The following is a 14,078-nucleotide window of genomic DNA, read 5'->3' on the forward strand; positions in this document are numbered from 1 at the left end:
GACATCATGTCCGGGAACCGAGAAAACGTACGCCGGGAAAACGCGCGGGCCGCGCGAGAAGTTCCCGCGCGGCCCCACGTCACGTCAAAAGTCGCCGCTCAGACGGCACTTCCGGCGGTCCAGGCGCTCCACGACATGTTCCAGCCGTTCAGCCCGTTGTCCGGGGAGACCGTCGTGTCCGGAGAGTTCTTCACGATCACGACGTCCCCGACGAGCGAGTTGTCGAAGAACCACTTGGCCTGGGTGTCGCCCTGCGCCCCCTGCACGTCCGCGAGCCCGACACAGCCGTGGCTGGTGCCCGAGCGCCCGAAGGGCGGGTTGCCCTTGTTGTACCAGTAGTTGCCGTGGATGAACGTCCCCGACGAGGTCAGCCGCATCGCATGCGGCACGTCCGGGATGTCGTACTCCCCGCCGAAGCCGACCGTCGAGCCGTTCATACGCGTCTGCACGAACTTCTCGGAGATCACCATCTGGCCGTTGTACGTCGTGTGCTCCGCGCTGCCCGCGGAGATCGGCACCGACTTGATCGTCTGACCGTCCCGCACGACCGTCATCGTCTGCGTGTTGGCGTCGACGGTGGACACCTGCGACCGGCCGACGGTGAAGGAGACGGTCTTCTTCTGCACCCCGTAGACACCGCCGGCGCCCTGGACCCCGTCCAGGTCGATCTTCATCGTGACCTTGGAGCCGGCCTTCCAGTAGTCCTGCGGGCGGAAGTCCAGGCGCTGGTTCCCGAACCAGTGCCCGACCACCTGCTGACCGCTGCTGGAGTTGACCGTGATGTGCGACTGCACGGCCTTCTTGTCGGTGATCGCCTTGTCGAAGGTGAACGACACCGGCATGCCCACCCCGACCGTGCTGCCGTCGTCCGGCGTGTAGGTGCCGATGAAGCTGTTCGCCGAGGTGACGGTGGTGAAGATGGAGTTGGCCGCCGCGGTCAGCCCGTTCGCGTCCTTCGCGGTCGCGGCGATCTGGTACTTCGTCCCGCGGTCCAGCTGCTCCTTCGGCTTCCAGGTGCTGCCGTCCGCGGATATCGCCCCGGCCACGGTCTGCCCGGACCCCGACACGGTCATCTTCACGTCGGTCAGCTTGCCGTCGCTGACCTGCACGCCCGTCGCGTTGATGGACGCGCTGGTCGAGCCGTCCTTCGCCGAGATCGTGATCTTCGCGGTCGACGTCTTGGGGGAGTCCTTGCCGCCCTTGTCGTCGGTGGCGTTGGCGCTGCCACCGCAGGCGGTCAGGGTGAGGGTGCCGACCATCAGGGCGGCACAGGCCCCCAGTACGCGCCGCGCTGCAATGTCCGGCGTTGTCACGGGCTGCTCCAGGTTCATGTGATGTGCGTGATCCGTTCCAGTGCGTGGAGAAAGAGTGCACCGGGCCCCGGGTAGGTTCCCGCCGGCTCCCCTGAACGCCATCACGTGACAGAACCGCGACAATCGGGCCCCGCCCGACGCCCGCACCGCCCCTACCGCTCCTCGTACAACTCCCCGTACGACGGCCACACTCCGCCCGGCCCGTCGACCGACTCGGCGGCCCGCACGCCCCGGACGATCGCGCGCGTCACGAGGTCCGCGGCGGCGGCCAGGATGTCGTTGAGCGCCAGGGGATGCCTGTCGAGCGGGCGCGCGCCGGTCGCCAGCGCGAACACCGTGTCCCCGTCGTGCAGGAGATGCACCGGACGCACGGCGCGCGCGATGCCGTCGTGCGCCGTCCCTGCCAGCTTCTGCGCCTGCGCCTTGGAGAGGTCCGCGTCGGTCGCGACCACCGCCAGTGTCGTGTTGAGCGGCGGCGGCGCGTTCTTGGCGGCGGCTTCGTCGAGCCGTCGACGCGCGGTCTCCACCACGCGCTCCTGCGGATACTCCACCCGCCCCCGCAACAACAACTCGCCGTACAGCGCCCCTGTACCGGCATCCACCACGGCGCCCGCTGCGTTCACGACCGCCAGCGCGGCCACGGTGATGCCCGAGTCGAGCACCGTGCTCGCGGTGCCCACACCGCCCTTGAGCCGCCCCGCCACGGCGCCCGTGCCGGCCCCGACACACCCCTCGGGCACAGGGGCGCCCGGGGCGGTCACCGCCGCGGCCTCCACCGCCGCGCGGCCCGTCGCCGCGCCGGGTCGCGCGCGGAAGTCTCCCCCGCGCCCCAGGTCGAAGAGGCACGCGGCGGGCACGACCGGCACGACGTGCGCCGGATCCGGCCCCACCCGCACTCCGCGCGACTCCTCCTCCAGCCAGGCCATCACCCCGGACGCCGCGTCGAGCCCGTACGCGCTGCCGCCGGTCAGCACGATCGCGTCGACCCGCTGCACCACGTTGCGCGGGTCGAGCGCGTCGGTCTCCTTCGTGCCCGGGCCGCCGCCACGCACGTCCACGGCGGCGACGGCGCCGCCCTCGGGAGCGAGGACGACGGTGGTGCCGGTGAGCCAGCCGTCCCCGCGGCGGGTGGCGTGCCCCACTCGCACCCCGGCGACGTCCGTCAATGCGTCAACTGTCATGGGGGCAAGTGTGGCTCGCCCGGGCGCCGGCGAGGGCTCAGTCCGCCGATGCGCCTGCGCTCGCCGTACGCTCCCGGCCGGCCATGCGCGCCGTCAGCGTCACTCCGGTCGCCACCGCGGCGGCGGACACGAGCCCGGCCGCGAGCACCGCCCAGTGGCCCAGGAAGGTGCAGCAGATCATCAGCAGCGCCGTGACCGGCAGTACCAGCTGCTGCGCGATACCGACCTTGAAGTGCCGCGAATGCAGCGCCCAGACGGTCAGCAGGTACAGCGCCGTGGGCAGGGTCACCGCGGCCGAGGCGGCCAGCGCGGAGATGTGGGTCCTGCCGACCACCTGCTCCACCGCGACCTCCAGGCCGGCGCCGATCGCCGCGGCCGACGCGAAGATCAGGTAGTGGCCGTAACCCCACAGGAACGCCTGCTCGTTGGAGCGCAGGTGACCGTGGATGGGGACCACGAAGTAGATCCACCACGCGGAGAAGACGATCAGCAGGCCGCCCGCCGCGATCGGCAGCAGCTCGCCCAGCGCGCTGTGCTCGTCCACCGCCGACTTCACGGCGACCGTCGCCGCGGAGATCGTCTCGCCGAGCACGATGATGGTGAACAGGCCGTACCGCTCGGCGATGTGATGCGGGTGCCAGGCGGTCGTGTCGCTCTTCTCGGCGTACAGCGGCACGCACATTTCCGCGATCGCCATCACGAGGAACACCCAGGGCCGGGCGGGACCGGGCAGTACCACCAGCCCGGTCCAGCCGACCTGGCACAGCAGCACACCGCACGCGTAACGGAGCGCCATGGTTCTCTCTGCGCCCGTGGCCGCTCTCGCGGCTCTCAGCCACTGTGCGGCCATCGCCAGTCGCATGATCAGGTAGCCGAGCCAGACCGCCAGGTAGTCGTGGTGCTGGAAGGCCTGGGACACGCCGGCGGCCAGCACCAGGACACCGGCGATCTGCACCAGCGTGACGACCCGGTACAGGGCGTCGTCGTTGTCGTACGCCGAGGCGAACCAGGTGAAGTTCATCCAGGCCCACCAGATGGCGAAGAACAGCATGGCGTAGTTGAGGATTCCGCCGCCGGCGTGCCCTTCGGCGACGGCGTGCACCAGTTGTCCGCCCGCCTGCGCGATCGCCACGACGAAGCACAGGTCGAAGAACAGCTCTAGCGGGGAGGAGACCCGGTGCGCTTCGTCGCGCCCGCGCGAGGTGAGCCGTCGCAGAAGCCCGGGGGACTGGGGTGCGCCCGGGGAAGCGGGCGCCGGAGCGGAACTCGACGTCATGCCTCCCAGGACAACAGAAAACCGGCCCGATATCTTGTGAACGAGTTCACAAACGCGCTGGGATTCAACGTCCCGGCCGAAGGCCCAGGCCGGATGCCGTCCCCGCGCGCGGACCGCGGGGCCGTCGGCAGCGGGGCCGTACCCTTGGGGCATGAGCACCGCCCCCGAATCCGAGCCCCGCGTCCCGAAGCCCGCACTGGTCTTCGACGACCCGCTGGACCGGCAGTCCTCGGACGACACCGACCGCGGATGGGGCGAGCGCACGGACGGTGACAGCGCCGCCGACCTGAAGCGCTTCCTCGACGAGAAGCCGCCCCACCACCTCTGAGCCGTCCGCGGCGGCGCCGCTGAGCGCTCCGCTGGAAGTGCCGCAATGCGCCTTCGGTCATCTGCAGGTCCGTGGTGGCTGGTCGCGCAGTTCCCCGCGCCCCTTCGGGGCGCCGCCGAACCGCACCGGACTTCGCCGGACCCGCCTAGCGCTCGTCGTGCCCCGACCCGCGCTGGGCGATCAGCGCGTCGCGGATCTCCTTGAGCACCTCCAGCTCGGTCACCTCGATGACCTCCTTCGTGCCCTCCCGAGCGGCCTTCTGCGCCGCTTGCCGGGCCAGGTACTTCGACATCGGCAGGACCATCAGGAAGTACACGACCGCCGCGGTGATCAGGAAGTTGAGCGTGGCACCGAGGACGGAGCCCCACATGATCTGGATGCCCTGGCTGCCCGTGCACGGGCCGGTCAGGCAGGAGCTGTAGTTGTCCAGGCTCTTGGTGCCGAAGGCGCCGACCAGCGGGTTGATGACCCCCTTCACGACCGAGTTCACGATGCTCGTGAAGGCTGCGCCGATTACCACCGCGACTGCCAGATCGACGACGTTGCCGCGCATCAGGAAGGTCTTGAAGCCCTGCCAGACGCTCGGATCCTTCTTCGCGCTCACCTCGGGGACACTCCTCGCATACACAGGTTGTGGAACGAAACGCTCCGCAACCTACGGCACGGTGCGGCCATTGTGTCCAGTCCCGTCGCTCGATCGTGCGACTTGACAGCAAGCCGCCGATAAAGCGTCCCAGTCGGTTCAGCACAGCGTCACCGCCAGCCGCGCCGTGGCGCTCGCGCCGACGAGTCGGGCCGCCGTGGCGCGCGGTGCCGACAGCACCACCAGCGCCCCGCTCTCGCCCCCGCCGTCCGAAGGCTGCGGAACCTCCGTCACGCGCACACCGCGCGCGAGCACACGGGCGGCGCCCCCGACCGACGGATCATCCGCGGCGATCACGTCGACGCGGTCGCCGGGCCGCAGCAGCCGGACCGTGGCGGCGTCGGCGATCCGCACGGGTGCCGTCACCACGTCCACCGGTGCATGCCGCCGTACAGGGGCGGTGACCGGATGGCCGCGGGGCTGTTCCGCGTGGTGTGGTTCGGCCGCTGTGCGCGGTCCGGCCGCGACGAGGGCGGCCGCGGTCACCGCGAGGCCGGCCGTGATGGCCCGCCTGCGGTGCCGTACGAGCCGTTGCAGCCGATACCGCCCGCCGCGCACCCACACCGGAGGGAACTGCGGGACCTCACACGTCGCGGGGGCGTCCGTGCCCAGCGGACGCGGGAGCCGGACGGGAAGCGGGAAGAGGCGAGGAGGGGAAGGAGGGGAAGGAGCGGGACGGGCGGGAGGAGGTGACGACGGAGTGGGGGAGAACGAGGGCCAAGGCATGGGAAACCACCGCCTGCGACGAGGAATTCGGCTTGCGATGCCACGATGGGACATCGCGCCGAATCCCGTCGGAGACGGTGGAGGACGGACGGCTTGTGGACAACTCGACCACCCGAACGGGGAATTCCGCCGGGTTGCGCACAGGGTTGCCCACCGAGTTGTCCACAGGCCCGGTCCGGCTGTGCACCGGCCCGCAACCGGCCGGTGTCCTACGGCAGTTCGAAGCCCGGGTCCATCCCGCCGAGCGCGTTCCCGCACGGGCAGTCCCGCTCCCCGGTCCCGGGCAGCGACGCCACCGCGTCGAACAGCACACCGCGCAACCGGTCCACGTTGGCGGCGAACACCTCCAGCACCTCCTCGTGCGAGACGCCTTCGCCGGTCTCGGCGCCCGCGTCGAGGTCGGTGACCAGGGTCAGCGACGTGTAGCACAGCTCCAGTTCCCGGGCGAGCGCCGCTTCCGGGTGGCCCGTCATGCCCACGACCGACCAGCCCTGCGCCTGGTGCCACAACGATTCGGCGCGCGTCGAGAAGCGCGGCCCCTCGACCACGACCAGCGTGCCGCCGTCCACCGGTTCCCAGTCCCGGCCGCGGGCCGCCTTCAGCGCGGCGGCGCGTCCGGTGGGGCAGTAGGGGTCGGCCATGGAGACGTGCACGACGTTCGGCACCGTGCCGTCGGGCAGCGGCAGCCCGTCGAAGTACGTCTGCGCCCTGGACTTCGTACGGTCCACCATCTGGTCCGGCACGAGCAGGGTGCCGGGACCGTACTCGGGGCGCAGCCCGCCCACCGCGCACGGGCCGAGCACCTGCCGGACGCCGACGGAGCGCAGCGCCCACAGGTTGGCCCGGTAGTTGATGCGGTGCGGCGGAAGGTGGTGGCCGCGGCCGTGCCGGGGCAGGAAGGCGACCCGCCGGCCGGCGATCTCGCCGACGAAGAGGGAGTCGCTGGGCGGCCCGTAGGGAGTGTCCACCCGGACCTCGGTCACGTCCTGGAGGAACGAGTAGAAGCCCGAGCCGCCGATTACACCGATCTCTGCGTTCGCCATGGCCAGCACAGTAGCTGTCGGCGAAAGAGCGGGGGAGGCGGTGCCCGGAAACGCCGAAAACCCTGCCGTCGTGCGACGGCAGGGTGCGGTGCGAGCGGGTCAGGCGGCGGAGCTCTTGGCGGAGCTCGACGAGGAGGAGGACGGCTTCGCGTCGGACGACGAGGACGTGGCGCTCGACGAGGACGACGTGGTCGACGACGAGCCGGACGGCTTGGACGCCGGGCTGCCGCTCGACGTGGAGCCGCGGGAGTCGTTGCGGTAGAAGCCGGAGCCCTTGAAGACGATGCCGACCGCGGAGAACACCTTCTTCAGGCGGCCACCGCAGTTGGGGCACTCGGTCAGGGCGTCGTCGGTGAACTTCTGCACCGCCTCGAGGCCCTCGCCGCACTCGGTGCACTGATACTGGTAGGTCGGCACTGTCTTCCTCCTGGCACTCTGACTCGATGAGTGCTAACGACGGTCCATAGTGACGTATTCCCGGGGATCAGTCCACCGTCACCGGCACGCGGTGACCGACGCCACGTGCGACGGTGACGTTCCGCCGGCGGGCGACCAGCCGCGATCGCAGCGTCACCAGGGTCACCAGCGCGAGCACGGTGCCCGCGGCCGGCACCAGGAATCCGGCACCGTTCCACAGCCGGTCCTCGAGCTGGCCGGCGACGGTGACGGCGGCCGCCTGCCCGAGCGCGACCGCACCGGTCAGCCAGGTGAAGGCCTCGGTGCGGGCAGCGGCCGGTACCAGGCCCTCGACCAGCGTGTAGCCGGTGATCAGCGCCGGTGCGATGGACATGCCGACGAGCAGGCCGAGCCCGGCGAGCAGCAGCACCGAGTGCGCCGTCCACAGGGCGGACGCGGTGATCGCGAGCGCCGTGTAGCCGGCGACCAGGCGGTGCTGGGGCGCGATCTTCCACGCGATGGCGCCGCAGACGACGCCGGACAGCATGTTTCCGGCGGCGAAGACGCCGTACAGGACGCCGTTCAGGCCGGGCTCGCCGATCGACTCGGTGAACGCGGCCAGCGACACCTGCATGCCGCCGAAGACGGACCCGATCCCGAGGAACGTCACGACCAGCACGCGCACGCCGGGTACGCGCAGCGCGGAGGCGTGCTCCACGCGCGCGTGCCCGCTCTCCGCGGTGACCGGCGGCTGTGTGCTCTTCTGCGCGGCGAACAGCAGGCCGCCGACGAGCGTCAGCGCACCCTCCGTGACCAGGCCCGCCGCGGGCGTCACGGCGGTGCACAGCGCGGTCGCCAGCAGCGGACCGAAGACGAAGGTCAGCTCGTCCGTGACCGACTCGAACGCCGCCGCGGTGGTCATCAGGGGCGAACCCTGGAGCTTCACGCCCCAGCGCGCCCGCACCATCGGGCCGACCTGCGGCACCGAGGCGCCCGTCGGGACGGCCGCCAGGAAGAGCGCCCACAGCGGCGCGTGCGCCAGCGCGAGCGCCGTCAGGGCCAGGCCCGACAGCGTGTGCACCAGCACACCGGGGAGCAGCACGGCGCGCTGGCCGTAGCGGTCGGCGAGACGGCCGCTGTACGGCGCGAACAGCGCCATGGACACACCGGTCGCGGCCGCGGCGGCGCCCGCCGCACCGTACGAACCGGTGGTGTGCTGCACGAGCAGCACGATCGAGAGGGTGAGCATCGCGAACGGCTGGCGCGCGGCGAAACCGGGGAGCAGGAACGTCCAGGCGCCGCGGGTGCGCAGCAGCTGTCCGTAGCCCGGGCGGGGCGACGCCGACGGGTTCTCCGCCGACTCGGTGGTGACCGTGGATTCCACGGCCCGTGCCTTTCTTCCGCCTGGTAGCGCGCCCGTGCGGGGGCGCCGAGAGCTGTCCTCTTGCGCGGAACTGCGGTAGATACCGGTGCCACTGCGGAGGGCGCTCCGGCCGCCATACGGTCGCGCCAGCTCTGCATCAGACAGAGTTGGTTCGATCTGGGTGCCTTGATACTACAGGGAGCAAGGGCTTGTGCACCTGTGAAAACGAGCACGGTCGGGCCTGTTCGCCTGTGATTGACGCAAGCGTGAATCACACGAAACGCACCCGTAACGCACACTTTCCCTGTTCCCGTGCGCCCCGCGCCCACCGCCCCGTGCCCACCGCCCCGCGCTTACCGCCAGGCGGTCGCCCCGCTCACGCCCAGCCATCCCGCCAGCTTGCCGCCGTGAGCGACCGCGCGCAGCCGGCGTTCCGTCGCGTCGCGCACCGGGTCGGTGGCGACGACCAGCAGTTCGTCACCCCGGCGCAGCACGGTCGTCGGCATCGGAACGAACGATTTTGCATCGCGGACGACGAGCGTGACGGCGGCCCCGGTCGGCAGCCGCAGTTCGTTGACCTCGACGCCGTGCATCTGGGAGCCCTCGGGGATCGAGACGGACAGCAGGTGTCCGCGCAGCCGCTCCAGGGGCGCGGACTCGATGCCGAGGTCCGCGGCCTCGCCCTTCTCGCCCAGCCGCAGCATGCGCGCCAGCCAGGGCAGGGTCGGCCCCTGGACCAGGGTGTAGACCACGACCAGGACGAAGACGATGTTGAAGATGCGGCGGCTGCCGGCGACGCCGTTCACCATCGGGATGGTCGCGAGGATGATGGGCACGGCGCCGCGCAGTCCCGCCCACGACATGAGCGTCTGCTCCTGCCACGCCACGCGGAACGGCGCGAGGCTGAGGACCACGCTCAGCGGGCGGGCCACCATGGTCAGGACCAGGCCTGTGACCAGTGCGGGCCAGATGTCGTCCCCCAGCTCGTGCGGGGTGACCAGCAGGCCGAGCAGGACGAACATGCCGATCTGGGCGATCCAGCCGAGCCCCTCGGCGAAGCCGCGCGTGGCGGGCCAGTGCGGGAGCTTGGCGTTGCCGAGCACCATCGAGGCCAGGTAGACGGCCAGGAAGCCGCTGCCGTGCCCCAGGGCGCCGGCGGCGTACGCGGTGACGGCGATGGCCAGTACGGCGATCGGGTAGAGGCCCGAGGCGGGCAGGGCCACGCGCTTGAGTGCCCAGGAGCCGACCCAGCCCACGGCGAGCCCTATGGCGGCGCCGACCGCCAGCTCCAGGAGTATCTCGCCCAGCAGGACGTACCAGTGCTCGACCGGTCCGGCTGTGGAGAAGGCGACGACCAGGATGACCACTGGGGCGTCGTTGAAGCCGGACTCCGCCTCCAGTGTGCCCGTCACGCGCGCGGGGAGGGGAATTCTGCGCAGCACGGAGAAGACGGCCGCCGCGTCCGTCGACGACACCACCGCGCCGACGATGAGCGCCTGCCGCCACTCCAGCCCGACCAGGTAGTGCGCGCCCGCCGCCGTGACGCCCACGCTGACGGCGACGCCGACGGTCGCCAGGACGGAGGCGGAGGCGAGGACCGGGCGGACCTCCTTCCACTTCGTGCCGAGACCGCCCTCGGCGAGGATCACGACCAGGGCCGCGTACCCGATGACCTGGGTCGTCGCCGCGCTGCTGAAGTGGATGTGCCCGATGCCGTCCTGGCCCATGAGGACGCCGATCCCCAGGTACACGAGCAGGCTGGGAAGCCCGCTGCGGGAGGAGATCCGGACGGCCGCGACGGCGACGAGCAGGACCAGGGAGCAGACGAGCAGGAGCTGGTCGAGGTGGTGGACAGTCAGCGGCGGTTCCCTTCCTTGGCCCGCGCGCGAGGCGCGCGGGCGCACGTACACAAGACCCGAGACTGCGGCACGCCGCACCCAAGTACTTCGTTAGCTTACCTAACCCTTGACGCTTTCTTGACGCTCGTCGGGGCAAGATCGAACGTTCGTGCACGCTGGTTCCCCACTCCGAGTCAAGCGGGACAGGGCCCTGCGCCTATGGTTGCTCCAGCGCTCATTCAAAGTCACAGCCCGACCTGCCGCTCGCGTTAGGACAGCAAGGACAGCGATGCCCCCGAATACCACCGCCACAACGGGTGACAAGCCCGCCAAGTCCGGCAGGAAGAAGGGGCGCAGAGCCCGACTGATCGTGCTGGTGCTGGTCCTGGCCGTCATCGGCGGCATCGCCTACGGGGCGTACTGGTCGATCAGCACCGTGCGCGCCTCCTTCCCGCAGACCACGGGTTCGCTCACGCTCCAGGGCCTGTCCGGGCCGGTGGACGTGAAGCGGGACGGCAACGGCATCCCGCAGATCTACGCGTCCTCCGACGAGGACCTGTTCATGGCGCAGGGCTACGTCCAAGCGCAGGACCGGTTCTACGAGATGGACGTGCGCCGGCACATGACCTCCGGGCGCCTGTCGGAGATGTTCGGCAAGAGCCAGGTCAAGAACGACGAGTTCCTGCGCACCCTCGGCTGGGACCGGATCGCCAAGCAGGAGTACGACACCAAGCTGTCGGCTTCCACGAAGAAGTACCTCGACGCGTATGCCAAGGGTGTCAACGCCTACCTCAAGGGCAAGGACGGCAAGGACATCTCCCTGGAGTACGCGGCGCTGGGTTTCACCAACGACTACAAGCCGCAGCCCTGGACCCCGGTCGACTCCGTCTCCTGGCTGAAGGCGATGGCCTGGGACCTGCGCGGCAACATGCAGGACGAGATCGACCGCGCGCTGATGACGAGCCGGTTCGGCCCGCAGCAGATCAAGGACCTGTACCCCGAGTACCCCTACAGCCGTAACAAGCCGATCGTGCAGGAGGGCCAGTACAACGAGCTGACCAAGACCTTCCAGCAGAGCGGTGGCACGGGCACGACGGGTACGGCCGGTGCGACCGGCGGCAGCACGAGCTCCACCGGCTCCACCGGCTCCACGGGCGCTTCTGCGGGCACGACGGGCACGACCGGCTCCACCGCGTCGGGCGCGACCGGATCGTCGCTCACGAGCCAGCTGGGGGGCCTCTACAACGTCCTGGACGACGTCCCGACCGCCGTCGGCGTGAACGGCCAGGGCATCGGCTCCAACTCCTGGGTCGTCGCCGGGAAGTACACCATCACCGGCAAGCCGCTGCTCGCCAACGACCCGCACCTGTCGGCGTCCCTGCCGTCCGTCTGGTACCAGATGGGCCTGCACTGCCGGACCGTCTCCGCACAGTGCCAGTACGACGTCAGCGGCTACACCTTTGCCGGTATGCCCGGTGTGATCATCGGTCACAACGCCGACGTCGCGTGGGGCATGACCAACTCCGGGGTCGACGTCACCGACCTGTACCTGGAGAAGGTCACCGCGAACGGCTACCTGTACGACGGCAAGGTCCGGCCCTTCAAGACCCGCGAGGAGACCATCGAGGTCGCCGGCGGCTCGTCCAAGACGATCGTCGTCCGTCAGACCCAGGACGGGATGCCGCTGCTGTCCGACCGCGACGGCGAACTCGTCCAGGTCGGCAAGAAGGCCACGGTCAACACCGCCGCGCCCGACCGTGGAGACGGCTACGGCGTCGCCCTGCGGTGGACCGCGCTCGACCCGGGCACCTCCATGGACGCCGTCTTCGCCCTCGACAAGGCCTCCGACTGGAGCCAGTTCCGCCAGGCCGCCGCCCTGTTCGACGTGCCGTCCCAGAACCTGGTCTATGCGGACACCAGCAACAACATCGGCTACACGCTGCCCGGAAAGATCCCCACACGCTCCTCGGTGGACGACGGCTCCGTCCCGGCGCCGGGATGGGAGTCGAAGTACCGCTGGACCGGGTTCATCAAGCAGGGCGAGCTCCCCTACGAGTACAACCCCAAGCGCGGCTACATCGTCACCGCCAACCAGGCCGTGGTCGACAAGGACAAGTACCCGTACACCCTGACCACCGACTGGGGCTACGGCACGCGCAGCCAGCGCATCACCGACCTGATCGAGTCCAAGATCAAGGACGGTGGCAAGATCTCCACCGACGACATGCGGCAGATGCAGCTGGACAACAGCAGCGAGATCGCCAAGCTCCTGGTGCCGAAGCTGCTGAAGATCAACCTGGACGACAAGAACGTGCGCCAGGCCCAGAAGCTGCTGGAGGGCTGGGACTACACCCAGGACTCCGACTCCGCGGCGGCCGCGTACTTCAACTCGGTCTGGCGCAACATCCTCAAGCTCGCCTTCGGCAACAAGATGCCCAAGGAACTGCGCGTCAAGGGCCAGTGCCTGTGGGTCGACAAGATCGACAGCACCGGTCCGGTCGACGACAACACCAAGGTGCGCGAGTGCGGTGAGCGCGACGCCGACCAGGCGCAGCCGGACGGCGGCGACCGCTGGTTCGAGGTCGTGCGCAACCTGATGGACACGCCGGACAGCAACTGGTGGAAGACGCCCAAGTCGGGCACCCGCCCCGCCGCGAACAACATGGACCAGCTCTTCGCGCGGGCCATGATCGACGCCCGCTGGGAGCTGACCGCCAAGCTCGGCAAGGACATCGACACCTGGAGCTGGGGCCGACTGCACCGTCTGTTCCTGAAGAACCAGACGCTCGGCACCGACGGCCCGCAGGTCCTGCAGTACATCCTCAACCGCGGCCCCTGGAAGCTCAGCGGTGGCGAGGCCACGGTCAACGCGACCGGCTGGAACGCCGCGGGCGGCTACGGCGTCGTCTGGGTGCCGTCGATGCGGATGGTCGTGAACCTCGCCGACTTCGACAAGTCCAAGTGGATCAACCTGACCGGCGCCTCCGGGCACGCCTTCAGCGCGCATTACACGGACCAGACGAGCCTGTGGGCCAAGGGCGAGCTGCTGCCCTGGTCGTTCTCGGCCAAGGCGGTCGACAAGAACACGAGCGACACGCTCACCCTGAAGCCGTGAGCACCTGACGGCGGCACGGCACCCGGAACGGCCCTCCACGCACGCGTGGAGGGCCGTTCTCCTTCGATGGGTCAGGCACTCGGGAAACGGCGCACGCCGGAGGGCGTCACCACCGCGTGCACCGGCTTGTCGTGCGCCTCGGCCGGGACGTGTGCGACGACCTCCGTGTCGTAGAGCAGGACCACGAGCCGGGGCCGTACGCCCGCGCGCTCCAGGCGGGCCAGCACGCGGTCGTACGACCCTCCGCCGCGCCCCAGCCGCATCCCGCGCGCGTCCACGGCGAGCCCGGGCAGCAGGACCACGTCGGCGCCTGTCACCGCGTCCGGGCCGAGGCGCGTGCCCGCGGGCTCGAAGAGCGCCATCTTCCCGCCGTGCCGGACCCGGGCGAGGGAGTCCGGGCCGGTGTACTCGCCCCAGTCCAGGTCGTTGTCCGGCAGCAGCGCGGGGAGCAGGACCCGCACGTCCCGCGCGCGCAGCGCGTCGAGCAGCGCCCGCGTGCCGGGTTCGCTCCCTACGGAGACGTACGCCGCCACCGTGCGCGCACGCGCCAGTTCGGGCAGCTCCAGGGCGCGCCCCGCCAGCGCCCGCCCTGTCGCGTCGGCGTCATCCGGCGTCAACCTGTTCCTCACCGTGAGGAGCTCCCGCCGCAACGTCCGCTTGTCAGGCTCGCTCATGCGTCCCTCGTGTTCCACGGGTCGTCTCGCGTCCTTCTTGATTGTTCAATGCAGTCATAAAGGGTCAACCAATCGGGGCTACGGATTCCGTACAAAGCCACCGGTTAAGGTGGCGGGCATGACTCAGTCGCACCCCAGGATCAGCAAGGCTGTCATCCCTGCGGCAGGCCTCGGCACGCGGT

General features: G+C 70.2%; 12 protein-coding genes and 1 pseudogene. 3 read left to right on the forward strand and 10 right to left on the reverse strand.

Annotated elements, in window-relative coordinates:
• Positions 1-98: 98 nt before the first annotated feature.
• The 3 genes from BIV25_RS38275 to BIV25_RS38285 all read right to left on the reverse strand — a co-directional run bounded on the left by BIV25_RS38275 (position 99) and on the right by BIV25_RS38285 (position 3,770).
• Positions 99-1,313 (reverse strand): Ig-like domain-containing protein, encoded by a 1,215-nt coding sequence (locus BIV25_RS38275; protein WP_177235558.1) that lies wholly within the window; start codon positions 1,311-1,313, stop codon positions 99-101.
• Positions 1,314-1,465: 152 nt separating this feature from the next.
• Positions 1,466-2,494: a P1 family peptidase gene (locus BIV25_RS38280; RefSeq protein ID WP_107486577.1), complete on the reverse strand. Its 1,029-nt coding sequence runs from the start codon at positions 2,492-2,494 to the stop codon at positions 1,466-1,468.
• 37 nt (positions 2,495-2,531) lie between these two features.
• Positions 2,532-3,770, reverse strand: coding sequence for a low temperature requirement protein A (locus BIV25_RS38285; protein WP_071377150.1), 1,239 nt, complete (start codon positions 3,768-3,770; stop codon positions 2,532-2,534).
• Between the two features lie 151 nt (positions 3,771-3,921).
• Between BIV25_RS38285 and BIV25_RS49830 the strand changes: the two genes are divergently transcribed.
• Positions 3,922-4,098 (forward strand): hypothetical protein, encoded by a 177-nt coding sequence (locus BIV25_RS49830; RefSeq protein ID WP_107486579.1) that lies wholly within the window; start codon positions 3,922-3,924, stop codon positions 4,096-4,098.
• 145 nt (positions 4,099-4,243) lie between these two features.
• Here the strand turns inward: BIV25_RS49830 and mscL are convergent, their stop codons facing one another.
• The 6 genes from mscL to BIV25_RS38315 form a co-directional block, all read right to left on the reverse strand.
• Positions 4,244-4,702 (reverse strand): large conductance mechanosensitive channel protein MscL, encoded by a 459-nt coding sequence (gene mscL, locus BIV25_RS38290; protein ID WP_071377151.1) that lies wholly within the window; start codon positions 4,700-4,702, stop codon positions 4,244-4,246.
• Positions 4,703-4,840: 138 nt separating this feature from the next.
• Positions 4,841-5,299 (reverse strand): RcpC/CpaB family pilus assembly protein, encoded by a 459-nt coding sequence (locus BIV25_RS38295; protein WP_371273118.1) that lies wholly within the window; start codon positions 5,297-5,299, stop codon positions 4,841-4,843.
• Positions 5,300-5,676: 377 nt separating this feature from the next.
• Entirely contained in the window at positions 5,677-6,510 is an 834-nt protein-coding gene (locus BIV25_RS38300) for an S-methyl-5'-thioadenosine phosphorylase (RefSeq protein ID WP_071377172.1), read from the reverse strand.
• Between the two features lie 99 nt (positions 6,511-6,609).
• Entirely contained in the window at positions 6,610-6,927 is a 318-nt protein-coding gene (locus BIV25_RS38305; protein ID WP_071377152.1) for an FmdB family zinc ribbon protein, read from the reverse strand.
• Between the two features lie 67 nt (positions 6,928-6,994).
• Positions 6,995-8,290, reverse strand: a complete 1,296-nt coding sequence (locus BIV25_RS38310) for an MFS transporter (RefSeq protein ID WP_071377153.1) — start codon at positions 8,288-8,290, stop codon at positions 6,995-6,997.
• A gap of 332 nt (positions 8,291-8,622) precedes the next feature.
• Positions 8,623-10,173 carry a potassium/proton antiporter gene (locus BIV25_RS38315; RefSeq protein ID WP_107486587.1) on the reverse strand — a complete coding sequence of 517 codons (1,551 nt, stop codon included), beginning with the start codon at positions 10,171-10,173 and terminating at the stop codon, positions 8,623-8,625.
• A 223-nt stretch (positions 10,174-10,396) separates the two neighbouring features.
• On the opposite strand from BIV25_RS38315, the gene BIV25_RS38320 reads away from it, so the two are divergent.
• Positions 10,397-13,222, forward strand: coding sequence for a penicillin acylase family protein (locus tag BIV25_RS38320; protein ID WP_071377155.1), 2,826 nt, complete (start codon positions 10,397-10,399; stop codon positions 13,220-13,222).
• A 71-nt stretch (positions 13,223-13,293) separates the two neighbouring features.
• Here BIV25_RS38320 and BIV25_RS38325 read toward each other — a convergent pair whose 3' ends face one another.
• On the reverse strand, positions 13,294-13,896 hold the full coding sequence (locus tag BIV25_RS38325; RefSeq protein WP_079177146.1) for a 5-formyltetrahydrofolate cyclo-ligase: 603 nt from the start codon (positions 13,894-13,896) through the stop codon (positions 13,294-13,296).
• On the opposite strand from BIV25_RS38325, the pseudogene BIV25_RS54750 reads away from it, so the two are divergent.
• A pseudogene (locus BIV25_RS54750) lies at positions 13,895-14,078 on the forward strand (hypothetical protein); the annotation flags it as partial. The gene BIV25_RS38325 and the pseudogene BIV25_RS54750 sit on opposite strands and share 2 nt — an antisense overlap.

Origin of the sequence: Streptomyces sp. MUSC 14, assembly GCF_001866675.1 — a bacterium.
Taxonomy (GTDB): domain Bacteria; phylum Actinomycetota; class Actinomycetes; order Streptomycetales; family Streptomycetaceae; genus Streptomyces.